Genomic DNA, 26,456 nt, shown 5'->3' on the forward strand with positions numbered 1-26,456 from the left:
TCCCATGGATATTAACGACGTGCGCGGGCTAGGTTCGATCTTTGCTCTGGTTGCAATGCTGGCAATCTTCTGGTGGGCCTATGGCTCCAGCCGGAGGAAACGTTTTGAAGAAGATGGAGATATTCCATTTCTTGAGGATGACGACGGCCTTCCCATGCACGGCGATAAAGATCGGAGCAAGTAATTATGTTAAGTACTTTCTGGCAAGTATGGATTTCCGTCATCATATTGGGATCCATTATTAGCTGTGGTGTGCTGATCACGTACACCAGTCGCGGCATGCGCAAAGAAGAAACCGACCAGACCACCGGTCATAGCTACGACGGCATTGAAGAAATTGATAACCCTCTGCCTCGCTGGTGGGTGTTCATGTTCTGGGGCACCATTATTTTTGGTCTCGGCTACCTGGCTTCTTTTGGCCTGGGTAACTACAAGGGCTTCCTCACCGTTACTGTTGACGGGCAAGAAGTGGCCTGGAGCCAGGAAAACCAGTGGAAAGCCGAAGTCCAGGCGTTTGAGAAAGAAATTGCACCTCTTTATGCCCAGTACTCATCGACCCCGATTGAGGAACTGATCCATAACGATGATGCATTGCAAACTGGTCAACGCCTGTTCAAAAGCAACTGCTCGGTCTGTCACGGCAGTGGTGCCAAAGGTGCACTGGGCTTCCCCAACCTGACCGACAATGACTGGTTGTACGGTGGAGCTCCAGCACAAATCACCCAGACCATTACCAATGGTCGCCAGGGTGCCATGCCTGCCTGGATCGCGATTCTGGGCGAGGAAGGGGTTACCGAAATGGTCAGCTATGTACGTAGCCTGTCCGGCCTGAAGCATGATGAAACGCTGGTGGAAGCAGCAGCGCCCAAGTTCATGCAAAACTGTGCCATTTGTCACGGCGCTGATGGTAAAGGTAACCAGATGATGGGTGCGCCAAACCTGACCGACGAAATCTGGTTATATGGTGGTTCCAGTAAACAGATTGAAATGACTTTGCGTCATGGTCGTAACGGTAATATGCCAGCTCACAAGGAAATCCTTGGTGACAATGCAGATGCCAAAATTCATCTGCTGGCTACCTACGTGTATTCACTGTCTCACCAGTGATTCATGATTGTCGCAACCAGCCTCTCACACCAACACGATGTTGAGTTGTGACAATGAACAGGAAAAAAGCGGCCATTGGCCGCTTTTTTTAGATATATCAACCGTATACGAACTATATAATCACACCATTATATAGATTTGCTGACGCTCCCGAAGGTGCCCGTTTGAGGCGCCACCTGCTACGCCAGCCAACACAAGCAACCAAGGTGATTAGCTGCCATGAGTAACATCCCTGTCAAAGACGTCACGCCGAAAACCGAGAGCATGTACGCCAAGCGTGAAAAAATATATGTCCGGGAAATTATCGGTTTTTTCCAGAAACTGAGAACCTACAGCCTATGGGCATTAATGCTAGGATACTACGGCACCGTATGGATTAACTGGGGCGGTCGCCAGGCCGTCTATTTCGACTTGCCCGCACGCCAATTCAATATCTTTGGTGTTACCTTCTGGCCCCAGGATTTTATTCTGTTGTCCTTCGCACTGATCATTGCAGCCTTTGGCCTCTTTACCATCACCAACCTGGCAGGAAGGGTCTGGTGTGGCTACACCTGCCCCCAGTCAGCCTGGTCGTTCCTGTTCATGTGGATAGAAGAACGGGTTGAAGGCAGCCGTAACCAGCGTATCAAGATGGACAAGGGCAATATGTCCCCCAGCACAATGCGTAAAAAAGCACTCAAGCACACCCTCTGGCTCTTTGTTGCACTGGCTACCGGGGTCACCTTTGTTGGCTACTTCTCTCCTATCCGTGAATTGATACCGGATATGTTGTCAGCCGACCTCAATGGCTGGGAAATATTCTGGATCGCATTTTTCACCCTGGCTACCTACATTAATGCTGGCTGGATGCGTGAACAAGTGTGTATCTACATGTGTCCTTACGCTCGTTTCCAGTCTGTTATGTACGATGCCGATACTCTCGCCGTATCCTACGACCTGAACCGTGGCGAGCCACGGGGCAGACGCACCAAAAAAGCCAAGCAAGAGACCGACACCAGCCAGCTGGGCGATTGTGTCGACTGCTCCCTCTGTGTTCAGGTCTGCCCCACCGGCATTGATATTCGTGATGGTCTGCAATACCAGTGTATTGGCTGTGCGCTCTGTATCGACGCCTGCGACTCCATTATGGACAAGCTGAACAAACCCAAGGGGTTGATACGCTATACCACCGAAAATGAGCTGGAAGGCCAAAAAACGCACCTTATGCGCCCCAGACTGCTGGGTTATGCCTTTATGTTGTTGGTGATGATGGGAGCCTTTGTCTATGCCATTGCCAGTCGGGTGCCGTTTGAACTGGATATTGCCCGGGATCGCGGCAGCTTGTACCGCGTTACACCGAACGATACCGTCACCAATAGCTACACCCTGAAAATGATGAATATGTCGCAGCAACCGCGTACCTATCTCCTCAAGGTTGAAGGGCTGCCAAACGCCACCATGGATGCTCCAGACACCTACAACATTCGGGTTAACGAATTGCGCGAGATCTCCGTCAACCTTGAAATTGACCCAGCAATCGCCAAATTACCATCCAGTAAAACCAATATTGAGTTTATTGTGGTAGACCAACAAAGCGGCGAAGAAGTCGCCCGTGAAGAAAGCCGCTTTATCGCACCAAGAACCTAGTCAGCCATCAGGCGACTATCGGCTTGCGCCAGAAAATCCATTCTGGCGCAGCAATGTCACTCCAAAAGCCTGTTGTTAGATCAACTGCATCCAATTCTGCCATTGATCGGACAACAGGAATGACAAAGTTGCTAGAGAGTCGCCGTCCAAGTGGTTACACTTGGGCGGCTTTTTTTTCGGGCAGTGGAACTCAAAAGCAATACCATACCCAAACAGACCCTGCCAGCAGTCCAGACCCAGAGAGCACTATGAAATCAGATACCCAGCCAGCCCAACCCTGGTACAAAGAGCCATTGATGTGGCTGGTTGCCGGAATTCCTGCCGTTACCGTTTGCTGGGGTGTTGTCATGATTACCCTGGCGGTCAGCAGCAAGGATTCACTGGTAAGCGACAGCTACTATAAAGACGGTGTCAGCTATACCGAAAATGTCGAAATGGACCATCAGGCCAGCCGTCTGCAGATCCGTAGCAGTCTGGTGTTTGCCAATCATGAAGCCCGCCTGGTTCTCGACGGCCAGCTGGAACAGGAGCCAGATACCTTATTGCTGGAACTGATCCACCCAACCCTGCAAGAGCGGGATCTTGAAATCATTCTGCAGCGCACAGAGCCCGGGCTTTATATTGCCGCCGCCGATATACAACTGCCATCCCGGCGTTATGTCTGGTTACAAAGCCCGGATCAGGGCTGGCGGATACGCTCCACAGAACAGCTGGAATACAGCAAGGTCGTACAACTGAACGCCCAATGACAGAGCATGCCAATAACACCCGGTGCTTTCACTGTGGTGAAAACGTCAGCCCGTCTGACGAAAAACGCTGGTCAGCCCTGATTGATGGTCAATCACAGCCCATGTGTTGCCCGGGCTGCAAGGCCATTGCCGAAACCATTGTCGCCAGCGGCCTGAAAGACTATTACAAGCACCGCACCGCGCTGCCAGAACTGTCTCCCGCCGAACTGGACGACCATGAACTGCAAGCACGGGAATCACTGGCGCTATACGACAGCGAGGCCATGCAGCAACGTTTTGTTGCCCGGCTGGACAATGGTATGGCAGAAGCCACCCTGGTGATCGATGGTATCAGTTGTGCAGCCTGCGCCTGGTTAATCGAACACCGTCTGAATGCGCTGCCCGGCGTTGACCAGGCCGTCCTCAATCTGTCCAACCACCGCCTGGTGGTACGCTGGGAACCAGAGAAAATACCGGTTTCCAGTCTGATCGAACAAATTTACCGCCTTGGTTACCGCGCCTCCCCTTTTTCTGCAACCGCTGCCGAACAGCAACGTCATGTCGAAGGCAAGCGCAGCATCCGCCGTCTGGCGGTTGCTGGCATCGGCATGATGCAGGTAATGATGCTGGCCGTCCCTCTGTATGTGGGCATGGTGCCGCAATACGAATTTTTTATGCGCCTGGCCTCCATGTTACTGACATTACCTGTGGTGCTGTACGCAGCCTGGCCTTTTTTTGAAGCCTCAATCCGGGACCTCAAAACCCGCCACCTGACCATGGATGTACCGGTTTCCCTCGCGATTGCCCTGGCATTTTGTGCCAGCATCTGGAGCACGTTCAACCAGGGCAAAGAGGTCTATTTTGACTCCGTCTGCATGTTCACCTTCTTTTTGCTGCTGGGCCGCTTTCTGGAAATGCGCGCCCGTCATCGCATGGGAAAATCCGGTAACAACCTGCTGACGCTGCTGCCCAACGTCGCTCTGAAACTCAGTGACGACACCCCAAACGCCACCGAAACGGTTATTGCCAGCGAAGAAGTCAGACTGGGAGATTTGCTGCTGATCAAGCCCGGTCATGCCATTCCTGCCGACGGCGTTGTGATCCAGGGTCGCAGCTCCGTCGACGAAGCTGCCCTGACGGGCGAATACCTGCCCGTCACCAAACGTAATCAGGATCACCTGATTGGCGGCACCATCAATATCGAAAGCCCGATTATCATGCAGGTCACAGCCACCGGAGCGGAAGCCCAGCTGTCGACCATTGTTCGCCTGATGGATCGGGCACAGCAGGAAAAACCCCGAATAGCCCTGATCGCCGATCGGATTGCCAGTCGTTTTGTTGCCGCCGTCTTGCTGATTTCGTCGGCTGTTTTTCTGTTTTGGTGGCAACAGGGTAACGATCACGCCTTTTTTATCGCCTTGTCGGTACTGGTCGTCACCTGCCCTTGCGCCTTGTCGCTGGCAACACCAACGGCGCTGACAGCGGCCACCGGCGCGCTACGAGAGGCCGGATTACTCATCAGCAAAGGCCACGTACTGGAATCCCTCCCGACCATCGACCGGGTAGTATTCGATAAAACCGGCACCCTCACCCAAGGCAAGCTCACCATTGAAGACGTCGTTCTGGCGGGGGAACTGGACAGCGACCAGGTACTCGCCATTACCGCCGGACTGGAAAAATCCAGCAGTCACCCGATTGCTCGCGCTTTTCGCCGGATTCGTCCCGACACCGTCACCGAGGTCCAGCAACACACCGGGGCTGGCATTCAGGGGCAATGGCAGCCAACAGCAGAACAGTCATATGCCGTCCGCTTTGGCCGCCCCGACTTTGCCTTGCCTGACCACTCCTCACTGGATACCAGTCAGTTGAACCATCAGGAAGGGCAATGGCTGCTGCTCAGTGTCGACGATCAGGCTGCAGCCTGGATCAGGCTCGGGGACAGCGTCCGAAAATCCGCCACCAGCCTGACCCAGGGCCTGCGCCAACGCAAAATCAAAACAGCCTTGCTCACCGGCGACCCCGGCGCCTCAGGTCAACAACTGGCAACACAGCTGGGTATTGACGACGTCCAGATCGGCTTGTCACCCGAACAGAAGCTACAACAGGTACGCCTGTGGCAACAGCAGGGAGAACGTGTATTAATGATTGGCGATGGCATCAACGATGTCCCGGTACTGGCTGGGGCCGACATTGCCATTGCCGTCAGTGACGCCACGGACCTGGCCAAAACCAGCGCCGATGCCCTGGTCACCAGCGGCCGCCTGGACTGTGTATTACAGGCTCTGGACACCGCCAGCCGTACCCGCCAGGTGATCTACCAGAATATCGCTTGGGCGCTGCTGTATAATCTGCTGGCCTTGCCAGTGGCAGCGGCAGGTTATATTCCTCCCTGGGCCGCAGCCATTGGCATGTCATTCAGTTCGCTTTTGGTGGTCAGTAATGCGCTGCGACTATCCCGGACGACCAAACCGGATGTATCCGGTCACAATTAGCACACTCAGCCACAAGGCCAGATTATAATGGCTTCCACTCGCTTGGTTTGATGGACATAACATGGATATTATCTACATACTTGTTCCACTTTCGATCGTCCTGATCAGCATTGCCACGCTGATTTTTTTCTGGGCAGTGCGCAGCGGCCAGTTTGATGATATGGAATCTCCGGCTCACAGAATTCTCTTTGATGACGATGACGATCCCGCAAGCACCCAACCCGCAGCAACCGACACAACACCAGCACCCCATACCACGGCAACCGATAAAAACCCATTGTGATTGAACCACTCTCCCTGTTAACCGCCCTGTTGCTGGGCCTGTTTGGCTCCAGTCACTGCCTGGTAATGTGTGGCGGCATTGCCGCCGCCATTGGCACCCGCTCACAACAACAACCGCTACTGACAGCACTGGCTTTTAACAGCGGTCGTATCACCAGTTACGCCTTTGCCGGCCTGCTCGTCTCGCTGCTTGGCTTATGGCTACAACAACTGAATGATGTACTGATGCTGGCATTACGTACACTGGCCGCCATACTGCTGGTGCTGATGGGGCTCTACGTTGCCCGCTGGGCAAGCTGGCTCACCCGTATCGAACAAGTTGGCCAATATCTATGGCAAAGGCTGCAGCCTGCTACCCGCCCCTTGATGACACAATATTCGATCAGCAGTCGCTTTCGCCTTGGACTGCTATGGGGCTGGCTCCCTTGCGGACTGGTATACAGCACTTTGAGCTGGGTCGCCGCCAATGGTGATCCCCTCAAAGGGGCACTGACCATGTTCTGCTTTGGCCTTGGCACACTGCCTGCCCTGTTCGCCAGTGGCCTCGCCGCCACCAGCCTGAGCCGATTACTCAGTCACAGCCTTAGCCGTATCATTGCCGGACTGTTACTGATTGGTTACGGCGTTTGGACTGCAGCAGCCATCTGGTTATAGTAGCCAGGGTCGTTATTGATCAGCGACTGATCATCCGTTGACAATACCTTGACTCAATACCTTGACCAATGTCTTGACAGCCACTCGTCGAGCTAAGACCATACGAAAATTAATGGAACACGGTTCTTCCCTACATAACGGAAAACCCGACACGGTGAGCTCAATGAAAACAAACCAAGCTGCACAGCCTGCGCACCCTCCCTTGCGCGGTAATCAACCCCACTGCCAGACTTGCTCCCTGAACGCACTGTGTCTGCCACTCTCGCTCAGTGACACAGATATGGAGCGACTGGACGATATCATTCGCCGCGGCCGGCCCATTCAAAAAGGCCAGCTGTTATTCCAGCAAGGGGATGAATTCCAGTCCGTGTTTGCGGTACGTACCGGTGCCCTGAAAACCTACACCCTGGCCAGTAATGGCGAAGAACAGATCACTGGCTTTCATCTCGCCAGCGAACTGATTGGTCTGGCCGGTTACGATGCCGGTGATTACCCTCTCACCGCCAAAGCGCTGGAAACCACCACCGTCTGTGAAATTCCGGTTCATCAGCTGGAAAACCTGACTGACGAACTCCCCGACCTGCGCAAACAGCTGATGCGCACCATGGGCAACGAAATTCGTCACGACCAGAACATGATGTTGCTGTTGAGCAAAAAGAACGCCGAAGAACGTGTAGCCTCGTTTTTGCTGGATATCTCCAACCGTTACGCTCGACGCGGTTTCAGTGCCACCCACTTCCGCCTGCCCATGTCGCGGGTCGACATCAGCAACTACCTTGGCCTCGCGGTAGAAACCATCAGTCGGGTATTCACCCGTTTCCAGAAAAATGCCCTGATCGAAACCCAGAGCAAGGAAATCATCGTTCTGGACATGAACAGCCTGTATGAAATGGCCGGACTGAACCCACAAATTGAATGTGACGAGAAAACGCCAGCGGAATAATCCCGCACAGCGTGCCGTTACCCTTCTCAGCGGTAACGGCAAAAACCCCTTATATCCTTGTTTCTGTGCCCAGTTTCATCCCTGAACCCGCTAACCGGCCACCGCGTTGTTATTGGCTGGCAACAGTTACTGACGCCAGCCAATCTATTCGCTAGAATTCGCCGCCTGATTTTTAGCCAGTGTTCCGCCCCAGAATGCTCAGGAGTTTTCCAGCATGACCGCCGATGTCATTGATCGCAAAGCACGCACCGAATTCAACAAACTTCATAAACGTTTGCGCCGAAACGTTGGCAAGGCGATTGAAGACTATTGCATGATCGAAGAAGGTGACCGGATCATGGTATGCCTGTCGGGCGGCAAAGACTCCTACACCATGCTCGATATCCTGATCAGCCTGAAAAAAAGCGCCCCGGTCAACTTTGAGCTGATTGCCGTCAATATGGACCAGAAACAGCCCGGCTTCCCCGAACACGTGTTACCCGAGTATCTGGGCAAACTGGATATTCCCTACCATATTGTTGAAAAAGACACGTACAGCGTGGTCATGGATCTGGTGCCGGAAGGAAAAACCACCTGCGGCCTGTGCTCCCGCCTGCGTCGCGGCACCCTCTACGGCTTTGCTGAAAAAATTGGTGCCAATAAAATCGCCCTGGGCCATCATCGCGACGACATCATTGAAACCTTATTCCTGAACATGTTTTACGGCGGCAAACTCAAAGCCATGCCACCCAAGCTGCTCAGCGACGATAAAAAGCACGTTCTGATCCGTCCGCTGGCCTACTGCAAGGAAAAAGACATCCAGGCTTATTCGACCGCCATGGAGTTCCCAATCATCCCTTGTAACCTGTGCGGCTCCCAGGACAACATGCAGCGCCAGAACATCAAGAATATGCTGACCGAATGGGAAAGGGTACAACCAGGCCGCAGCGAGAATATCTTTGCTGCCATCTGCAATATCGCCCCCTCCCAGCTCGGCGATCTCAATCTGTTTGATTTTGTCAATTTGCAACAACAACAAGACCAGACGCACCTGGCCACCCGGCTCGATATCGTCACCATCGATTAAAGGCGCGTCCGGCCCCTGGGCAGCTCCTCACCAGACAGCGCACCCAACCTTCAAGGGAGAACCATGGATACCAATATCATCACCCCTGAGGGGTATGCAGAACTGGAGCAGGAGCTGGATTATCTCTGGCGAACTGAACGCCCGGAAGTCACCAAAAAAGTGACCTGGGCAGCGAGTCTGGGCGACCGTTCTGAAAATGCCGACTATCAGTACAACAAAAAACGGCTGCGAGAGATTGACCGCCGGGTGCGCTATCTTAGAAAACGGCTGGACGCTGTACGGGTCAGCGAATACCACCCCAGTCAGGAAGGCAAGGCCTATTTTGGTGCCTGGGTTACCCTGATGGACGAAGAGGATAACACCTTGCTTTTCCGTATCGTTGGCCCGGATGAAATCTACGGCAAAAAGCATTATGCCTCTGTTAATGCGCCGGTTGTCAGAGCGTGTCTGGGGAAGTCAGTCGGTGATGATGTGTTCATCAAAACAGAAGAAGCAACCCGGGAATGGGAAATCACCGCCATTCGTTACGATACCCCGTTATAACAAGAGACGAGGTTGGCCGCTGTTCTGATCCAGAAACCGGCTGGAAGCTGGAATCCGTGATTTACACCACAATGGCCTGATGAATCATATGATGGATCATGGCTTTGAGTTTCGCCGGGCGTACCGGCTTGTTCATCAAACGATAGCCCAGCTCCCGCACTTCCTGTTTCAGCACATTGGTGTAATTGGCCGTAATCATCAGCACCGGCGCATCCAGCCCCAGATCGGTACGCATCTGCCGAACCACATCCAGCCCGGTGACGCCATTGTCGAGATGATAATCGGCGAGAATCAAATCAATACCGGCATCCAGCTCTGGTTGTTGCACCAACAGTTCTTCGTAGCTACGCGCGGTGATCACCTCAAAACCCCAGCCACTGAGCAACACCGCCATGGCCTGACAGATCGATGCTTCATTATCAATCACCAGCGCCCGGCGTCCCCGAAATTGCTGATTGCCCAACAAGGCCAATCCCGGTGTGGTTGCCTTGCGGGACAGCTGGCGGCGACCATAAGGCACCAATACCGAAAAACAGGAGCCAAAGCCAAGTCGGGACTGCACCTTGATCGGATGCCCCAGAATACCGGACATTTTATCCACGATCGCCAACCCCAAACCCAGACCCTTGTCCCGCGCCGTGTCTTTCTGGCTGCCGCGATTAAACTCAAGGAATATCTCCTCCAGCTTGTCTTCGGCAATCCCCACACCGGAATCCCAGACCTGTATTTCCAGCCCTTGTGGACGACGGCGACAACCGAGAGAAATCTTGCCCTCACGGGTATAACGCACGGAATTGGTCAGGAAGTTACGCAGAATACGGGCTAACAACTGTGAGTCGGTCAGGATCACCGCCGAAGTGGCGACAAACTCAAACGCCAGCCCGGAATCCGCTGCCAGCGTACGATATTCATTGGCCAGATTCCCCAACAGGTCCCCGGCACTGAAAGCCGTAATATCGGGTTTGACGACCCCGGCATCCAGCTTGGAAATATCCACCAGCGCCGCCAGCAGACTTTCGACATCTTCGAGTGAATAATTCAGCGAAAACACCAGTTGCCGGGTACGCTCATCCAGATTGTGTTCCATCAAGGAAGCACAAAACAGCCGCGCAGCATTCATCGGCTGCAACAGGTCATGGCTGGCCGCGGCGAGGAATTTGGTTTTGCTGTGGTTGGCTTTTTCGGCTTCCTGCTTGGCATCCCGCAAGCGATGCTCCATTTGCACCCGCTCTTCGATTTCCTGCAGCAGCTGGCCATTCAGCTCCGTCAGCTCCTTGGTGCGGTCTTCGACCCGTTGCTCCAGATGTTGATAGGCCTGGGTCAGTGCCTCGGAAGTCCGGCGGATTTCAGTAATATCCTGAATCAGCACATAAAACCCCTGCACCTCTCCCTGACTGTCGATTTCCGGCACATAGTTTTTGACCACATGGCGGATTTCACCATCCGGAGCGGGATCGGTGATTTCAAAATTCACACTGCGCCCACTGAGCGCCCGTTCGATATAAGGCCGCAAGCGCCGCATCTGCTCCGGCTGGATAATCTCTTCCATGCGGCGGCCGAGGATATCTTCGCGCTCATAACCGTACCAGGTTTCATAGGCACGGTTGGAAAACATAATACTGAGGTTCTTGTCGACATACCCAATCAGCGCCGGCACGGTATCGGTGATGACCCGGATACGTTGTTCACTCTCGGCCAAGGCTCTTACCGCCCGGCTGCGTTCGGTGATATCAGTATAGGTATTGACGAACTCACCATCGGGCATCGGATGGGTACGGATTTCCAGCACCCGGCCATCCGACAACACCTGCTCCAGCTGCAGGCAAGGCCTGCCCTGCCCGTCTTTTGACAAGGGGTTGAGGTCATCCACTTCGGTCAGCTGCATCATGCCAGAGAAACTGAAGCCGGACTCCAGCACCGCCTTGCTTAACCCGGTCAGTTCGGCAAAGCGGTGATTCCAGGTTTCCAGGTGCTGGGCCTGATTGACCAGCACCACCCCCTGCGAAAGGTTATCGAGGGTATTTTGCAGGGTACGGGACTTGGTCGCCAACGCCCGTTCGCGCAACGCCCGTTCATTTTCGATCAGCGCGCTGATGTCCTTGTACAACACCACCAGACCGCCATCCCGTGTCGGCCGTTCACTGACATGCACCCAGGCACCGCTACGCATATGGAAGACCTTGCCATCCCCCGGCAAGGCACCATAACCGGTGCTGACCGCTTCACCATAATAACGGTCAATCAAGCGGTAGTGCTGCGACAGTTTATGGATCTGCTGCTGTTCCATACCGGGGGAAATTTCAATACCGGAGCATTGCCAGAACTGGTTGAAACGGGAGTTAGCCAGCACCAGCTTGCGGTCGGCATCGTACAGCACAAAGGCATCGGAAATGCTTTCAATCGCTTGTCGTAACAGATCGTGGGCATTGGTGGCGGCGGCATTGGCCCGTACCAGCTCGACGTTGGTACTTTTAAGGCTGTGCATCGCTTCATTCAGCGCCTCGGTACGTTCACGTACCTGCTCCGCCAGATAGACCGAATGCTTGAAGTTATCGTAGGCACCGTCAGAATTTTCCGGCCCGGCTTCAACCCGATGCATCAGCGCCTGATTGATTTTTTCCAGCCGCTGGTTTTTGTCTTCAAGTTCGGCCAGGCGCCGCTTGAGTTCATCGACCTCTGCACTCAATAGTCATTTCCTCCCAGTGCCACACCGGTGAACGTCTGGTTCAAATGCATGCCGTTAAACTGTTCCCCATAGGTGTTAAAACCAATCACCTTATGGTGCGCAAACATGGTGGACGCGGTCTCAAGCAAGCCAAGATGCTGCAGCTCCAGCCGCCGAAAAATACAATCATAGCCCAGGATCAACTGCGGCGTGCCGATGCGCTGGCTGATGTCGTCGAATAAACCATCCAGCTGCGCCAGCATGTCATCTGACCGTGAACACGTCAGTACAATGCCAGTATCCACCGCACAATAAAAAGACAGGCTGTTGTCCGGGTTCACTTTCTGAATGGCGCGGGGGTAATAGCGCTCACCGATTTTTACCGACAAGGGGTTCAGGGCAAATATTTGCGGATTCAAAGTCTCCAGCGGAATATTCAATACCCGGGCGTATTCCAGGGCAGCGGGTTCGGCGTTGATCTCAAATACCCGCCGTTCCAGTGGATCGGCATTGGTCACCACCAGCTTGTCATCGGTCGGCAACAGATGATGAATACTGAAGGCCTCAAAATCAAAGGCGGTATTCACCAGTAACAGAATGGCGGCGTTGGTATGGAAACGGCCGTCATAATACACATGGGTTTTGTTATGGCACATATCATCGGCCGCCGACCCTCCCAGCAAGGGAATACTGCCGAGGTGTGCGTTCAGCAAACGCAGCAAGCGCTCTTCTTCTACCGACAGTCCGTCCAGCAAGGTCAAGGCAAAGGTATTACCCTTGATGGGCGCAACCTGCTGCTCACGGCAGTGGTCGAGCATCTGGTGAATCAGCCCCTGGGCATCAGCAAAGCTGAAGCGGGCCAGATCGGACATCAGGGCCGACTGGATCGCAAACGATGAAGCCGGAAATCCAATCGCGGTAATACTGCCGCTGCAATACCCCAGCGGCGAGATTTCTCCGGCGGTGGTACAGCCCACCAGGTTAACACCGGAAAAACACTCGCCCAGCGCCTTGGCCAGGGCTTCAAAGTCAAAATCGTTGGAGCAGAAAAACACCACCTGACTCAGCTCGATACCCGCCAGTTCCTGCAATAACTCTTGCGCGGCAACCTCTGGATCCTGGCTGGCTGAACAGGCTGTTTTTATGCCATCGTACTGTTTGGGTTGTAATGCCAGCATCGTTTCCACCTTCCTGCCTCCACACCACTCAGGATATTCTTTCCATAGCGCATGAGTTTACTTAACCGCAAAGGGCAGGAACATGCTACTTCCGACCCGGTGCTTCCTCTGCTGGCACATTCGTTTGGCTGAGTTCACGACTCTGCCCCGATTCACCAGCCCTTGCCATTCAATACTGCCGGACATACTTCATCTGAAAGTACGTCATTTATAACCGTTTTGTTTATAGTCGTTTGTGTATAAGTCGTTTTTTACAGTCGTTTTTTACAGTCGTTTTATCGCCAGCGGCCACTAAACCAGCCACTAAACCAGCCACTAAACCAGCCACTAAACCAGCCACAAAAAAGGGACAGCCGTAGCCGTCCCTTGTTCCGATTTTTCAGGCAGTGCTTATCTATAAAACACTCAGAAAGTAACAACCGCGCCCAGTGCGACGGTTGTTGTATCCGCCGTAGCGGTCTCGGCTTTATCCCATTCGCCCACCAGCGTCAGATTGCTGTTGATGGAATGGAAAACGGCCAGGGTTTTGTTCTCCAGATCCAGATCAGAACCACCGTCGGTAGTGCCGCCGTCGTTCTTGCCCTTGGACACCACAAAGCGGTTATCACCGTGGGTATAGGATGCTTGCAACAAGGTGCCATCCACTTCTGCACCATCAGAGGTAACCAGATTACTCAGACCCGCCGCACCAACGCCTTCAGCGGTAAAGCCGGAAGCAGTCAGGGCCAGCCCCGCCACCTTGACATTCAGACCGTAAGACACGCCGCTGGAAGTCAGTTTGGTACCGGCTTCTTTCGATTCCTGGTTCATATAACCCACCCAGGCTTTGGCGGTAGCGCCATCAAAGTCCATATCGTAGGTTGCTTCGGCTTCGATACGGGGACGGCTTTCTTCCGATGCCGTTGAACGCTTGGCCGGGTCCATCAGACCCACAGCCAGGTTAAAGCCTCCCATGGCCGGCATGCGGTAGGTAATCTGGGAGTTCGGGAAAGGATACAGATAGCCGGTACCAATATTACCGAAAGATACGTTGTTGCCATCGTCAGTGGTGGTGATGGTCTGACCAAAGCCCAGCAACATTTCATCGCCAAAAATATTGGCGCGGTTAAACAGTGCGAAATCCTTACCCATCAGAATCTGGCCAAAATCACCATCGACTGTGGCATAGAACTGCCGCACATCAATCATGGAGTCGGTCAGATTGGAATTACCATCGTTGATGGTGACCCAGAAAGAAGAACGGCCGCCCATGGTCAGGCCATCCACCTCTTTACTGAAATTAAAACCGATCACATTGGGTAAAAAGCCCATTTTGACACGGGACTGGGATACATCATTGGTACCGTCAGCACTGCTATCACTGTTGACATAAAAGGTATTGAACAAACCATCCACAGAAAAGGTGGTCGCCTCCTGGTCGTACAGCGTGATAGCGGCAGACGCCTGTGCGCTGATAGCTACCGCCGCTGCCATTGGCAGCAACTTGAAGATTTTATTATTTTTCATTTTGTATGGCCCTGATAGTGTTGTTTTTGTCGTACAGGGTCAGGGTCCTCCGTTTTCTGCGGCGCTGTTGGCTACCGTACAGAAAAAAGATGGTTCAGGCCGGTCAGGCCCGAACCATCTTAAACAGGAACACTCTGAAGCGGTGCAGGACTCTCGCCCTGAACAACGTTGGCCACTATCCGTTGTCTGTATCGTTACCGCTATCATCCCTTTAACGACAATCACGCCCTCTTTGGTTGCACTTCATTGGTGCACAGAAATCCCGATTCTAAAGTCGCGACACCTAAAACCTTAGTATTAGAAATACGCCGCGCCGCGACCCAGCCCATAGGCAATGGTGCCCTCGTTCCACACCATATGCCCCACGCCATATAAGGCTTTAGTAGGTCATTATCAGGCCCCAAAGAAGCATTGAGCCTGTCGCCCTGCTGCCTAGGATGGGGGGATTGTCATAAAAATAATAATCGAGGAATTCTTATGCGACCCTGGTACGCACACGTTCTGTTGTGGGCCTGCTTGTGCAGTCTCGCCAGCTGGCCAGCCACCAGCACGGCCAATGAACCAGTGGATCATTCGGCAGCACCAACCGCCATCCATGATTTGATCCAGCAGCTGTTTCCCAAAGCCACCCGTATTGAAGCCAAACAGCAAGACTACCCGGTTTACCCGGTCTATCAGCTGAATGAACTGTTGGGTTACGCCTACGAATCTGCCGACCTTGTTGATTTGCCAGGTTTTTCCGGCCGACCGATCCGGTTGTTGATCGGCCTGGGTGCCACCGGGCAATTCACCGGCATCCATATCCTCGAACATCACGAACCGGTTTTTCTACACGGTCTGGGACAGGAGCCGCTGTTCCGGTTTATCAACCAGTACGAAGGCCGTTCACTGACAGAGCATATCGTTATCGACAGCAACAAGGCCGGTGGTAATGCCACCGACGGCGTGGTCTATTTTGATGGCGTCTCCAAAGCCACGGTATCGGTCATTATCGTCAACGATACGGTGTTATCGTCGGCGCTCAAGGTCGCCCGGCACAAGCTGGAAGGTTTTGCCCAGGCTGCGGCCACCCAGCCGATCATGGACAAATATGAACCACTGAACTGGCAAGAAATGCTCGACCGGGGCTACATCGGCTATTGGCGTCTGGATCAGGCAGATGCCGAACGGGCATTAGGTACCGACCTTGGCAGCTACCCTTCCCTGAGTGATGCGGAAGAAGACGAAGCCTTTACCGAACTCTGGTACGCCTATATCAACGCCCCCTCTGTTGGCCGCAACCTGCTGGGTGATGAAGGTTTTGCCCAGCTGCAGGCATCTCTCAAGCCGGGCCAACAAGTGCTGGCGGTTATGTCACGAGGACTGTTTACCCATGTACCGGCTGATTTCCGCCCCGGCACCGTACCCGGCCGCCTGGCGCTCCAGCAAAGCCAGTTGGCGGTCGAAATGCGTGATATGGACGCGCTCGATCGCAATATCCAGCTGGTCGCCGATGGCATTCCATCCTTTACCCAGGCCAACCTGTTTCAGGTCGGTGGCAACGCCGGTTTTAACCCCGGAGCCGAATCCGCCCTGATACTGAACATGGAGATGCCCCGCAACCACCTGATCACCGACCGGGCACATTTTGAGATTCCGGTAACCTTGCCTGCCGAACTGTTTGAGCAGGTTGAAATAGAAACCACCACCCGGGCACCACTCTGGGTCGGCCTGTGGAAAGATCGCTGGCTGTCAATCACGCTGCTGACCATCAGCCTGATTCTGCTAACCATCCTGTTCAGCTGGCAGCGGTATTTCACCCGTTTCCCCCGTGCGATGCATGTTTTTCGCTGGGGTTTTCTGGTGTATACCGTCGCCTATCTCGGTTTTTATGCCCAGGGGCAGCTGTCAGTCGTCAATATCTATACCCTGCTGCTGAACCTGTACGACGGCTTTAACCTTGGTATCTTCCTGCTCGACCCGGTGATTTTTATTCTGTGGAGCTACACCTTTGTCAGTCTGTTTATCTGGGGACGCGGGCTGTTCTGTGGCTGGCTTTGCCCCTTTGGGGCCTTGCAGGAAATGGCCTCAGCACTGGCCAAACGGCTGGGCATTCGTCAACGGCGTATCCCTGAACCCCTGCACCGCAAGCTGATTCTGATCAAGTACCCGATTCTGGCCGGACTGGTCGCAACCGCGTTTTATTCCCTGACGCTGGCGGAACAACTGGCTGAAGTTGAACCCTTCAAAACCAGTATCACCCTCTATTTTTATCGCGCCTGGCCCTTTGTGCTGTACGCCGTCGCCTTGCTGGTGGCCAGTATGTTTGTGCACAAATTCTACTGCCGTTATATGTGCCCACTCGGTGCCGGTCTGGCCATTATTGGCAAACTGCGCCGCCTGAACATGCTCGACCGTGTGGATATGTGTGGCACGCCGTGCCAGCTGTGTAAACGCCGTTGCGAAATCAACGCCATTCGCAAGGATGGAGAAATCGACTACGACGAGTGCATCCAATGCCTGGAATGCGTCGTGATTCTGCGCGACGACACCCAGTGTGTAGACAGCATCAGTGCGCGAAAAAAGGAGCAGCGGCAAGCCAAGGCCAGGTTACTGGCAACCGATGCGGCACAATAACAACATCAGCAAGCACAACCTGTTGCGACCAGAATGATCGCAACAGGTTACGCACACCAAGGACAGCACGTGCAAGGACAGCCTGGCCAGTTACAGTAACCAGAACACTTCGCCGTCATAATGATAGCTCTGGCATTCACTGCTGATGACATTACCGTTGTAACTGATGTTGGCGGTGGAGTCGCTGACGCCCGTAAAACGATTGTCAGACAGATTGATTTGCGCGGTCAGGGTATTGTCTATGGTGAAGAGTTCGTTCATATACACACGATAATCGGCACTGAGCTGGATAAGATTGCCAGACTGGCTGACAGACTGGGGGTCCGGCATTTGCCAGTAACCCCAGTGGTCACCGACAAAATGGCCAGCATCCAGCTCAATGACAAAAGGGGCGTAATCGTAACCGAGACTCATCGGGTGACTGTCGTCATCACAGTCCGTGATCATAATGTCTGAGAACACCAGAGCCAGATGCTCGGTACTGCTCATATCCAACAGGTGACGGCTGACATCAGACAGCGTCAGCTGATAGTCAACCTGGCCTTCGTCATAGCTATCATCGTCTTCATCCTCGTAAGTCACATTGGGATAAATGGCAATACGGTATGTCAAGCCAGCACTGACCGGAAATATAATCACCTGATTACCACTCCACTCAAATGACAAGTCACCTGCTGGTTGAGCGTTATATTCCACCACCTCAAGTGCTATATCGCCAGAACTGCCTTGTAGAAACTCACTATGCAGGATCACACTGATATAACCGCTGGCCGGGGCGGTATAAAGATAGTAATGATGGTCCGGTTCATCGTAGTCAATTTCTTCATCATAAATGATCGAAGCGTGTACCAGGGTATTATGTGCAAGCTCCGTATTCTCACCATCGTAACTGGCTCTGCTCAAGGTCGGGTTGGTATCTTCCAGCAGCGGGGTGATACCGGAAGAATCGCCACCATCACCGCTTGAGCCACCACTACTGCCAGTGCCAGAAGAACCGCCACAAGCGCTGAGCAGCAAAGAAAAAACAACAGCCGTAAACCGTAGACGTGCTTTCATACAACAGACTCCTTATCAGGGTATTTCTGTTGTCAACGCAGTCGCTCAACATTGGTTGACACTTGTTGGCTCTAACATACCTATCCAGAAGTCTCTTTGTGATGGAGTCGACAATATTCTATATTGGACAATCGTACCCGTGCAGGACAGTGGTGAGGACAGTGGTGGCCGCCGCTGTTGCCACAGTCTGTCTCTTTGGCGGGTAATTAACTGTCAGACGTTCTGGAAAATAATGTCAATAGCCACTGCGCAACAGCAAGAATCTACCGCCCGACTAACCCCTTGGCACTAGATACCTAACGCTATCGTAGCCTTTACCTCAGGTAAGGAACCGGTTTACTGTCTTCCATTATTACAAGAATAATGACGCACTCTGCGCATACGCTTCGGGACCCTCTATTTATGTCTGATTCCATTTCCAATCTGAGAAAGTTTGTTGCCCCGGAGATTATCTTTGGCGTCGGAGCCCGCAAAACCGTAGGTAACTTCGCCCGGAATTTTGGCGCCCAGCGGGTATTGATCGTCACCGACCCCGGTGTAATCGCCTCCGGGTGGGTCGCCGATGTACAAAACAGCCTGCAGGAAATGGACATTGATTACCGGGTTTTCTCCGCCGTCAGTCCCAACCCCAGAACCGAAGAAGTCATGGCCGGAGCCGCCTTCTATAATGAAGAAGGCTGCAACCTGATTGTTGCCGTGGGCGGCGGCAGCCCGATGGACTGCGCCAAGGGCATTGGCATAGTCTCGGTCAACCGCCAGCATATTCTCACTTTTGAAGGAGTCGACCGCATTCATTCGCCGATTCCGCCGCTGATTTTTATTCCGACCACCGCAGGCACTTCGGCAGACGTTTCCCAGTTTGCCATTATTTCCGACCAGAACAGCCGCATGAAAATCTCCATCATCAGCAAGGCAGTGGTACCGGATGTTTCCCTCATCGACCCGGAAACCACGCTGACGATGACGCCCTTTTTAACCGCCTGCACTGGCATCGACGCCATGGTGCATGCCATCGAAGCATTTGTATCCACCGCCAGCGGCCCACTCACCGATACGAATGCCCTGGAAGCCATCCGCCTGGTGGCCGGCAACCTGCCCGCGCTGGTCGACAACCCTACCGATATTGCCCTGCGCGAACAGCTGATGCTGGCGTCACTCAAAGCCGGGCTGGCGTTTTCCAACGCCATTCTGGGGGCCGTACATGCCATGTCCCACAGCCTCGGCGGTTATCTCGATTTACCGCATGGTCTCTGCAACGCCATTCTGGTCGAACGAGTAATAGACTATAACTACAGCCATGCAGAAGATCGCTTCCGGGTGATTGCCGAAACCCTGGGTATCCAGACCAAAGGCCGGACCAGTACCGAAATACGCCGCCAGTTGGTCGACAACATCAGCCAGCTCAAGGCCAGAGTGGGTCTGACCCAGAACCTGGGGCAATCCGGCGTGCGGTTGGCCGATATTCCGGAACTGTCTGGCAAAGCACTGACCGACCCCTGCATTCTGACCAACCCCAGAAAATCCAGCAAACGAGATGTAGAGGTGGTCTATGAGGAAGCGTTATGACCCAGCCTCTGACGTGAACAACGAGCCGCAAAACAGCAACGAGCACAATGCAGAAGACCAGGCCCTGGTACAAAACCTGATTGGCCTTGGAGCCTTCTCGGCGCGCAAAAGCTACTACCCGGAATTGCTGCAAAAGATTGATGAGCTGGAAAGCGAAAAAGAACGCTATCAATGGCTGTTCGAAAACGCCCTGCACGGCATCTTCCAGGCCAGAGCCAGTGGCGGTATCAGTGGTGCCAACCCGGCCATCGCCCGTATGTGTGGCTATCGGGATGCCACCGAATTCCGCTACTCCGTCACCTCCTTGCGCCACGACCTGTTCCACGATCCGCAAGACCTGGACACACTGATGCAACAGGTAAATCAGCTCGGTCGCCAGCAATCATTCGAAACCCGCTTCAAGCGCAAACTGGGCATGGAACCAGTCGCGGTGTCGATCAACGTGCTGCTGAAAGACCCGCAACAGGGCCTGATCGAAGTCTTCGTGCATGATATTACCGAACGCAAACGCGCCCAAGCCGCCATGGCCCGTATCAATAACGAACTGGAACAGCGTGTCGAAGTCCGCACCCGGGAACTACAGGCCGCCAAGCAGGAAGCCGAAGCCGCCAACGCCAGCAAAGACAAATACCTTGCCGCCGCCAGCCACGACCTGTTGCAGCCAATGAACGCCGCCCGCCTGCTGGTTGCCACATTGCAAGAACGCACACTGGATAACGACAACCGGGTTCTGGTTGAACGTATTCACACCGCCCTGACCGGTGCCGAAGAACTGCTGGCTGACCTGCTGGATATTTCCCGCCTCGATGCCAATGCCGTAACCCCCGATCATGAAGAGTTTGCCGTCAACGACCTGCTCAAAACCCTGTACAGCGAATTCCAGACCCAGGCCCATCAGGCCAATCTCGAATTGCATATGGTACCCAGCAGCCTGCGTATCCGCAGCGACCCGCGCTTGTTGATGCGCATCCTGCGCAACTTCGTCAGTAATGCCATTCGCTATACCCCCACCGGGCGGGTACTGATAGGTTGCCGCCGCCGTGGCGACCAGCTGCAACTGATGATTTGTGACTCCGGGCCGGGGATTGCCGAACACCAGCGTACAGAGATTTTTCGGGAATTCCGCCAGCTCGACAACGCCAACCAGGGGCGCAGCAAAGGCGTTGGCCTCGGCCTCGCCATTGTTGAACGTATCGCCCGAATGATGGATCACCCGGTGGCCATTCATTCACGGGTTGGGATTGGCAGCTGTTTCTCCGTCACCGTGCCACAGGCAAGTGCTGATGACCCACAAGGCCGCCACTCCGCCAATCGTGCCGACACCGTGCCGGAAGGTCTGGCCGCCAGTGCTCGTCTTAATCGGGTGCGGGTACTGGTGATCGATAACGAGGAAACCATTCGTCTCAGTATGAAAAGCCTGTTGCAGGCCTGGGGGTGTAACGTGATTACCGCCAGTAATGGCGAAGTCGCCCAGGATGCCTGGCACAACTTCTGTCCGGATATTGTACTGGCGGACTATCATCTGGATCACGATGAAACCGGCACCGGCGTGATACGTACTCTGGCAGCCGCCGACAGCAACGTTATGGCAACTCCCCTGATCGTTATTACCGCTGACCGCAGCGATACCGTGCGTCAGGAAATCACCCGACTGGGAGCCACCCGTCTGAACAAGCCAGTCAAACCGGCCAAGCTCCGCGCCCTGATGGCCTATTTACTGGAACAATAACCCGAAAAACCCGTAAACCCGGAGCAAACACGTCAGGCCCCCTGTCTGGCGTGCCTTACGAACCAGCCAGATATTGCCCCAGTGCCGTCTGGATGCCCGTTGTCAGCGTTGCCAGATCGTCATTGTTCATCACAAATGGCGGCATCACATAAACACAATCGGCAAACGGCCGCACCCAGATCCCTTGCGCTACACACAAGGGCTGCAGTTCTGCCACATTGGCCGACTGCTCCAGCTGCACCACACCAATCGCTCCAAGCACCCGGACATCACGAATACCGGCCTGGCCTCGCAACGGCGACAAGCCCTGCTCCAACTGCTGTTCGATACGCTGTACCTGAGCCTGCCAATCCGAATCCAGCAACAAGTCGATACTTTCACAAGCCACCCGGCATGCCAGCGGATTCCCCATAAAGGTCGGGCCGTGCATAAAACAGCCAGCTTCTCCCTGGCTGATGGTAGTGGCAATTTCGGTGGTTGCCAGTGTGGCAGACAGCGTCATATAACCACCGGTCAATGCCTTGCCCACACACAGGATATCTGGCGAAATAGCGGCATGTTCACAGGCAAACAGCTTGCCGGTACGGCCAAACCCCGTGGCGATTTCATCGGCAATCAACAGCACATCAAACTCATCACACAAACGTCGGGCGGCGCGCAAATAGTCGGGATGATAAAAACGCATCCCTCCTGCCCCCTGCACAACAGGCTCCAGAATCAGCGCGGCCAGTTCCTGGTGACAGCTCTCCAGCTTCTGGCGCAACCCGGCAATGTCCGCCGCCAGTACCGATGCATCTTGCGGCTGGTCAGCCTTGGGGTAAACAGCCTGCGGTTCAGGGACAAAGTGCTGGGCCGTCAGGACTCCGGCAAACAGATGGTGCATTCCCCGGCGTGGGTCACACACCGACATCGCCCCCATGGTATCGCCATGATAACCACGCTCCAGCGCCAGCAGTCGTTGCTTGGCCGGTTTTCCCCGCGCCTGCTGGTACTGGATGGCCATTTTCATGGCCACTTCAACCGCCACCGAGCCGGAATCGGCCAGAAAGACCTTGTCCAGCCCCGCTGGTGTCAGGGCCACCAGCCGCCGCCCCAGCTCAATCGCCGGGCCATGGGTCAGACCGCCAAACATCACATGGGACATGTTCTCCAGCTGCTCGGTGGCAGCCTGATTCAGACGCGGGTGATTGTAACCATGTACCGCACACCACCAGGAGGCCATGCCATCGATCAGCTCGCGACCATCGCTCAGGCGTAACCGTACACCACTGGCAGAAGCCACCTGCCATACCGGAGCCGGGGTGGTCATCGAACTGTAGGGGTGCCATAAATGCTGGTGGTCAAATTCGCTATCGCTTAACGCCGGGTTTGACCAGGGTTTGGCGCTGGAGTGGTCATGGCCTGTCATCATCTGCTCTCACTGAAATCAATGGCAGAAAGGTTAACGGATTTCAGCCATTAACTCCGCTACAACCCGATAACAGATCGATTCAACGGCGTGATTTCCTCTTTTGAGCTAAACAGTCGGAGCCAGCCTCACCATTAGTAAACCAAACCGGGCTGACCGTATTGACCTGTTCTGTCACCGTCTTATTGTCAAGCAACCCAGTACTGCCTTTTAATCGCCACCTGACCGCCACCTCATCAACAGGTTAATCCGCTCCCATGCCCAATTCCTGCTCCACGCCCTGGCAACGTCGTCTGAATCACGCCAGTCAACAGCGCCGCCAACTCGACCAATGGCGTCAGCGTTCAACCCTCAATAGCCAGCAAGGGCCAGTGGTTCAACGCAATGGGCAGCCGCTGATCAATTTTTGCAGCAATGATTATCTTGGGCTGGCGATGGGTGGTGCCAACGCCCTGGCGCAAAGCGCCCAGCGCTGGGGCCTGGGAAGCGGCTCGTCACATCTGGTATGTGGCCATTCCAGCGCCCACGACGAACTGGAACGAGCGCTGGCCAGGCACACTGGCTATCCGGCCGCGCTGCTGTTTTCCACCGGCTATATGGCCAATGTCGGCTGCATCAATGCCCTGACCCAACGCGGCGACCTGATTCTGCAAGACAAGCTGAACCATGCTTCACTGATCGATGGGGCGTTACTCAGCCGCGCCGACTTTCTGCGTTACCGCCATCTGGATTACGATCAGCTGCAACAACGGCTGATACAGCGCCAACCGCTGATGCAACAGCCGCAACAGCCGCAACAAGCGCAACAAGCGCAACAAGCGCAACAAGCGCAACAAGCGCAACAAGCGCAACAAGAGATAGCAAAACAACCACTGACACTGGTGGTCAGCGACAGTATTTTCAGCATGGATGGCGACCTCGCCGATGTCGCCCGGCTCAGCCAGATTTGCCAGCAGCAACAGGCCTTGTTGATGGTTGATGACGCTCACGGACTGGGGATTATTGGCAAACAAGGTACCGGGGTGCGTTCGGCCTTTGATCTCAGCAGCGAACAACTGCCGGTGTACATAGGCACATTGGGTAAAGCTCTTGGCGGCTTTGGTGCCTTTGTCGCCGGTGATCAGGCACTGATCGATTATCTGGTGCAGTTTGCTCGCCCCTATATTTACACGACCGCGTTACCGCCAGCGGTGGCCGAAGCCATGCTGTCGAACCTCGAACGCCTGCAAGACGATAGCTTGCGACACACATTACACCAGCATATTGGCTATTTTCGCCAACGTGCCAGCCAGCTCGGGCTTGCCCTGATGCCGTCAGAATCCCCGATTCAACCCTTGATGATTGGCGACGAAGCCAGCGCCATGGCCATCAGTACCGAACTGCAGCAGCGTGGCCTATGGGTAACAGCCATTCGACCACCGACCGTTCCCAATGGCAGCAGCCGTCTACGTATCACCCTGACCGCAGCCCATACCACCGCCCAGATTGACCAGTTACTGACAGCACTGGATGAGCTGATACCAGAGTCGCTGCGCCTCCCCGCAGCCGACATCCGGTCATCAGACCCACAGGGAGAGACATTGTGAACCCGGCTGATATCTGGCAACCACTGGCCGCCGCCCCCCATTCACAATCCAGTGCGGATACCAGCCCCGTGTGGTACTGGCTCCCCGGCTGGGGATTCAAAGCCACCGTATTTGAGCCATTACTGAGTCGGTTGCCCGGTGTGCACCTGGGCCTCGACTATCCGGTGTTTTATCAACAGCTGACCCGGTTCAACAGCACACCGGTATGCAGCGATGCCACTCGCCTGCTGCAACAATCCGCGACGGCCGATGCGATCTGGGTCGGCTGGTCGTTGGGCGGCGCGCTGGCCCATGCCGCGTTAAGCCAACCGCAGGCCCAGCAAACCAAACCGGCCATCAGCGCACGGGCATTGTGCACCATGGCCACGGGCCATCATTTCTTGAGCCAGCCAACAGCCCCGCAGCAGGGTATGGATGCCGCGGCCTTTACCGGCTTCCGCAACAGCCTTGAGCGCTTCCCGGCCAAAACCCTGAAACGCTTCCTGGCGTTATGTTGCCAGGGAGCGGAGCAAGCGCGCAGTAATATGACCACCCTTGCCAACGCCCAACTGGACAGCACCCAGGCCGCACTGCTCGCCACCTCGCTGGACTGGTTAACCCAATATCAGCTGGACGATGCACAGCTCGACAAGCAGCAGCCCGGCATGCCCCGACTGGCCTGTTACAGCCAGCAGGATGCCTTACGCCCAGCCGGATTAACCTCCAGCCACGGCTTGCTGGCGGAGGCCGGCCAGAGCCACGCACTGCTGGTGGAAGAAACGACGATTCCTTCCCTGCAAGACGCCCTGCTCCAACTGCTTGATCACAGCGCTGGAACACCACAATGAAGCCACCCCTGATGCGTAATAAACGCCAGGTCAGCCAGCAGTTCAGCCGCGCCGCCAACAGCTATGACCAGGCCGCCACGGTGCAGCAATGGGCACAACAGCAATTAATGCACTACCTGCAACAACAGCAACCGGAAGGCCTGCACGGACACTGGCTTGATATCGGTTGTGGTACCGGTACCGCCTTCGAGCCGCTGTCGACTCTGGGGGCCGAGCATATTACCGCGATCGATATGGCCGCAGGCATGCTGACGGTTGCCCGCCAGCGGCCGCTTTACCCCCATGCCGCGGCCACTGGTGAGCTGACTTCCCGCACCCTGCTACTGGCCGATGCAGACCAACTCCCGCTGCCTGACGGCCGTTACCGGAATACCGTCACGAATGCCAGCACCGACGCAAGCCAGCAGCCCCCTTGTGGTGCCATTTCCAGCCTGATGCTGCAATGGAGCGAACACCCGCAACAGACCCTGACCGAGTGGTATCGGGTACTGGCACCGGGGGCCACGCTGGCCATCGCCACACTGTTACCCGGCACCCACGCCGAAATTGCCGCCACCTGGCAACACATTGATCATTTCCGCCATATCAATCACTTTACCAGTGACACAGAGCTGGCCAGGGCGCTATTACAGGCCGGTTTTATTATTCAGCAACAACGCCAGAGCTGTTATCAGGAGCATTACCCGGACACTCTCAGCCTGTTAAAAGCGTTAAAAGCCATTGGTGCCACCAACGTCAACAGTGACCGTCGCCCTGGTCTGGGCGGTCGCCAGCTCATTCGCTTGTTTGACCAGTACTACCCCAAAGCGGCCAACGGCCAGTGTCCCCTGAGTTACCAACTGGGCTGGATACTGGCCACCAAACCCGATCACGGATAA

The 26,456-nt window shown here is 54.8% G+C and carries 21 protein-coding genes; 16 read left to right on the top strand and 5 right to left on the bottom strand.

Features of this window, described 5'->3' with window-relative positions; translation table 11 throughout:
• The first annotated feature begins 4 nt into the window (after positions 1-4).
• From Q8W24_RS05565 to greB, 10 genes are all read left to right on the top strand, one after another.
• Positions 5-184, top strand: a complete 180-nt coding sequence (locus Q8W24_RS05565; RefSeq protein WP_303434291.1) for a cbb3-type cytochrome c oxidase subunit 3 — start codon at positions 5-7, stop codon at positions 182-184.
• Between the two features lie 2 nt (positions 185-186).
• Positions 187-1,107, top strand: coding sequence for a cytochrome-c oxidase, cbb3-type subunit III (ccoP, locus tag Q8W24_RS05570; RefSeq protein ID WP_303434292.1), 921 nt, complete (start codon positions 187-189; stop codon positions 1,105-1,107).
• 219 nt (positions 1,108-1,326) lie between these two features.
• Positions 1,327-2,733, top strand: a complete 1,407-nt coding sequence (gene ccoG, locus Q8W24_RS05575; RefSeq protein WP_305414877.1) for a cytochrome c oxidase accessory protein CcoG — start codon at positions 1,327-1,329, stop codon at positions 2,731-2,733.
• Positions 2,734-2,981: 248 nt separating this feature from the next.
• Positions 2,982-3,482: a FixH family protein gene (locus tag Q8W24_RS05580; protein WP_303434294.1), complete on the top strand. Its 501-nt coding sequence runs from the start codon at positions 2,982-2,984 to the stop codon at positions 3,480-3,482.
• Positions 3,479-5,953, top strand: coding sequence for a heavy metal translocating P-type ATPase (locus Q8W24_RS05585; protein ID WP_305474655.1), 2,475 nt, complete (start codon positions 3,479-3,481; stop codon positions 5,951-5,953). The genes Q8W24_RS05580 and Q8W24_RS05585 overlap by 4 nt, the downstream gene beginning before the upstream one ends.
• A 61-nt stretch (positions 5,954-6,014) precedes the next feature.
• The gene (gene ccoS, locus Q8W24_RS05590) at positions 6,015-6,236 is read left to right on the top strand and encodes a cbb3-type cytochrome oxidase assembly protein CcoS (protein ID WP_305414873.1); all 222 of its coding nucleotides are present in this window, start codon (positions 6,015-6,017) and stop codon (positions 6,234-6,236) included.
• Entirely contained in the window at positions 6,233-6,889 is a 657-nt protein-coding gene (locus Q8W24_RS05595; protein ID WP_303434297.1) for a sulfite exporter TauE/SafE family protein, read from the top strand. The genes ccoS and Q8W24_RS05595 overlap by 4 nt, the downstream gene beginning before the upstream one ends.
• 163 nt (positions 6,890-7,052) lie before the next feature.
• Positions 7,053-7,832, top strand: coding sequence for a fumarate/nitrate reduction transcriptional regulator Fnr (fnr, locus tag Q8W24_RS05600; RefSeq protein WP_303434298.1), 780 nt, complete (start codon positions 7,053-7,055; stop codon positions 7,830-7,832).
• A 214-nt stretch (positions 7,833-8,046) separates the two neighbouring features.
• Positions 8,047-8,898, top strand: coding sequence for a tRNA 2-thiocytidine(32) synthetase TtcA (gene ttcA / locus Q8W24_RS05605; protein WP_305451294.1), 852 nt, complete (start codon positions 8,047-8,049; stop codon positions 8,896-8,898).
• A 63-nt stretch (positions 8,899-8,961) separates the two neighbouring features.
• On the top strand, positions 8,962-9,441 hold the full coding sequence (gene greB, locus Q8W24_RS05610; protein WP_303434300.1) for a transcription elongation factor GreB: 480 nt from the start codon (positions 8,962-8,964) through the stop codon (positions 9,439-9,441).
• A gap of 61 nt (positions 9,442-9,502) precedes the next feature.
• On the opposite strand, the gene Q8W24_RS05615 is transcribed toward greB, so the two are convergent.
• From Q8W24_RS05615 to Q8W24_RS05625, 3 genes are all read right to left on the bottom strand, one after another.
• Entirely contained in the window at positions 9,503-12,127 is a 2,625-nt protein-coding gene (locus Q8W24_RS05615; RefSeq protein WP_303434301.1) for a NahK/ErcS family hybrid sensor histidine kinase/response regulator, read from the bottom strand.
• Positions 12,124-13,284 carry a nitric oxide-sensing protein NosP gene (gene nosP, locus Q8W24_RS05620; protein WP_305414912.1) on the bottom strand — a complete coding sequence of 387 codons (1,161 nt, stop codon included), beginning with the start codon at positions 13,282-13,284 and terminating at the stop codon, positions 12,124-12,126. Before nosP ends, Q8W24_RS05615 begins: the two co-directional genes overlap by 4 nt.
• Positions 13,285-13,689: 405 nt before the next feature.
• Positions 13,690-14,790, bottom strand: coding sequence for a porin (locus Q8W24_RS05625; protein ID WP_305414870.1), 1,101 nt, complete (start codon positions 14,788-14,790; stop codon positions 13,690-13,692).
• 477 nt (positions 14,791-15,267) lie between these two features.
• Here Q8W24_RS05625 and Q8W24_RS05630 point away from each other — a divergent pair, with 477 nt between their 5' ends.
• Positions 15,268-17,406 carry a 4Fe-4S binding protein gene (locus Q8W24_RS05630; RefSeq protein ID WP_305474659.1) on the top strand — a complete coding sequence of 713 codons (2,139 nt, stop codon included), beginning with the start codon at positions 15,268-15,270 and terminating at the stop codon, positions 17,404-17,406.
• A gap of 90 nt (positions 17,407-17,496) precedes the next feature.
• On the opposite strand, the gene Q8W24_RS05635 is transcribed toward Q8W24_RS05630, so the two are convergent.
• Positions 17,497-18,462: a hypothetical protein gene (locus Q8W24_RS05635; protein WP_305474661.1), complete on the bottom strand. Its 966-nt coding sequence runs from the start codon at positions 18,460-18,462 to the stop codon at positions 17,497-17,499.
• A 402-nt stretch (positions 18,463-18,864) separates the two neighbouring features.
• On the opposite strand from Q8W24_RS05635, the gene ercA reads away from it, so the two are divergent.
• Both ercA and Q8W24_RS05645 read left to right on the top strand, forming a co-directional pair.
• On the top strand, positions 18,865-20,028 hold the full coding sequence (gene ercA, locus Q8W24_RS05640) for an alcohol dehydrogenase-like regulatory protein ErcA (RefSeq protein WP_303433980.1): 1,164 nt from the start codon (positions 18,865-18,867) through the stop codon (positions 20,026-20,028).
• Entirely contained in the window at positions 20,012-21,757 is a 1,746-nt protein-coding gene (locus Q8W24_RS05645; protein ID WP_305474663.1) for a NahK/ErcS family hybrid sensor histidine kinase/response regulator, read from the top strand. Before ercA ends, Q8W24_RS05645 begins: the two co-directional genes overlap by 17 nt.
• A gap of 55 nt (positions 21,758-21,812) precedes the next feature.
• Here the strand turns inward: Q8W24_RS05645 and bioA are convergent, their stop codons facing one another.
• Positions 21,813-23,168 carry an adenosylmethionine--8-amino-7-oxononanoate transaminase gene (gene bioA, locus Q8W24_RS05650; protein ID WP_370693307.1) on the bottom strand — a complete coding sequence of 452 codons (1,356 nt, stop codon included), beginning with the start codon at positions 23,166-23,168 and terminating at the stop codon, positions 21,813-21,815.
• 254 nt (positions 23,169-23,422) lie between these two features.
• On the opposite strand from bioA, the gene Q8W24_RS05655 reads away from it, so the two are divergent.
• From Q8W24_RS05655 to Q8W24_RS05665, 3 genes are read left to right on the top strand one after another with little or no spacing between them, the layout of a single operon-like run.
• The gene (locus Q8W24_RS05655) at positions 23,423-24,751 is read left to right on the top strand and encodes an 8-amino-7-oxononanoate synthase (protein ID WP_305474666.1); all 1,329 of its coding nucleotides are present in this window, start codon (positions 23,423-23,425) and stop codon (positions 24,749-24,751) included.
• The gene (locus tag Q8W24_RS05660; protein WP_305474668.1) at positions 24,748-25,578 is read left to right on the top strand and encodes a hypothetical protein; all 831 of its coding nucleotides are present in this window, start codon (positions 24,748-24,750) and stop codon (positions 25,576-25,578) included. The genes Q8W24_RS05655 and Q8W24_RS05660 overlap by 4 nt, the downstream gene beginning before the upstream one ends.
• A complete protein-coding gene (locus Q8W24_RS05665) occupies positions 25,575-26,456 on the top strand; it encodes a methyltransferase domain-containing protein (RefSeq protein WP_305414863.1) in 882 nt (293 codons plus the stop codon). Before Q8W24_RS05660 ends, Q8W24_RS05665 begins: the two co-directional genes overlap by 4 nt.

Source organism: Oceanobacter sp. 4_MG-2023 (assembly GCF_030689165.1).
GTDB lineage: Bacteria > Pseudomonadota > Gammaproteobacteria > Pseudomonadales > Oceanobacteraceae > Oceanobacter.

Bases quoted from the DNA above. Each gene is read 5' to 3' on its own strand.
- Q8W24_RS05565 (WP_303434291.1), top strand. From the start codon at position 5: ATGGATATTAACGACGTGCGCGGGCTAGGTTCGATCTTTGCTCTGGTT.
- ccoP (WP_303434292.1), top strand. From the start codon at position 187: ATGTTAAGTACTTTCTGGCAAGTATGGATTTCCGTCATCATATTGGGA.
- ccoG (WP_305414877.1), top strand. From the start codon at position 1,327: ATGAGTAACATCCCTGTCAAAGACGTCACGCCGAAAACCGAGAGCATG.
- Q8W24_RS05580 (WP_303434294.1), top strand. From the start codon at position 2,982: ATGAAATCAGATACCCAGCCAGCCCAACCCTGGTACAAAGAGCCATTG.
- Q8W24_RS05585 (WP_305474655.1), top strand. From the start codon at position 3,479: ATGACAGAGCATGCCAATAACACCCGGTGCTTTCACTGTGGTGAAAAC.
- ccoS (WP_305414873.1), top strand. From the start codon at position 6,015: ATGGATATTATCTACATACTTGTTCCACTTTCGATCGTCCTGATCAGC.
- fnr (WP_303434298.1), top strand. From the start codon at position 7,053: ATGAAAACAAACCAAGCTGCACAGCCTGCGCACCCTCCCTTGCGCGGT.
- ttcA (WP_305451294.1), top strand. From the start codon at position 8,047: ATGACCGCCGATGTCATTGATCGCAAAGCACGCACCGAATTCAACAAA.
- greB (WP_303434300.1), top strand. From the start codon at position 8,962: ATGGATACCAATATCATCACCCCTGAGGGGTATGCAGAACTGGAGCAG.
- nosP (WP_305414912.1), bottom strand. From the start codon at position 13,284: ATGCTGGCATTACAACCCAAACAGTACGATGGCATAAAAACAGCCTGT.
- Q8W24_RS05625 (WP_305414870.1), bottom strand. From the start codon at position 14,790: ATGAAAAATAATAAAATCTTCAAGTTGCTGCCAATGGCAGCGGCGGTA.
- Q8W24_RS05630 (WP_305474659.1), top strand. From the start codon at position 15,268: ATGCGACCCTGGTACGCACACGTTCTGTTGTGGGCCTGCTTGTGCAGT.
- Q8W24_RS05635 (WP_305474661.1), bottom strand. From the start codon at position 18,462: ATGAAAGCACGTCTACGGTTTACGGCTGTTGTTTTTTCTTTGCTGCTC.
- ercA (WP_303433980.1), top strand. From the start codon at position 18,865: ATGTCTGATTCCATTTCCAATCTGAGAAAGTTTGTTGCCCCGGAGATT.
- Q8W24_RS05645 (WP_305474663.1), top strand. From the start codon at position 20,012: ATGAGGAAGCGTTATGACCCAGCCTCTGACGTGAACAACGAGCCGCAA.
- bioA (WP_370693307.1), bottom strand. From the start codon at position 23,168: ATGATGACAGGCCATGACCACTCCAGCGCCAAACCCTGGTCAAACCCG.
- Q8W24_RS05655 (WP_305474666.1), top strand. From the start codon at position 23,423: ATGCCCAATTCCTGCTCCACGCCCTGGCAACGTCGTCTGAATCACGCC.
- Q8W24_RS05665 (WP_305414863.1), top strand. From the start codon at position 25,575: ATGAAGCCACCCCTGATGCGTAATAAACGCCAGGTCAGCCAGCAGTTC.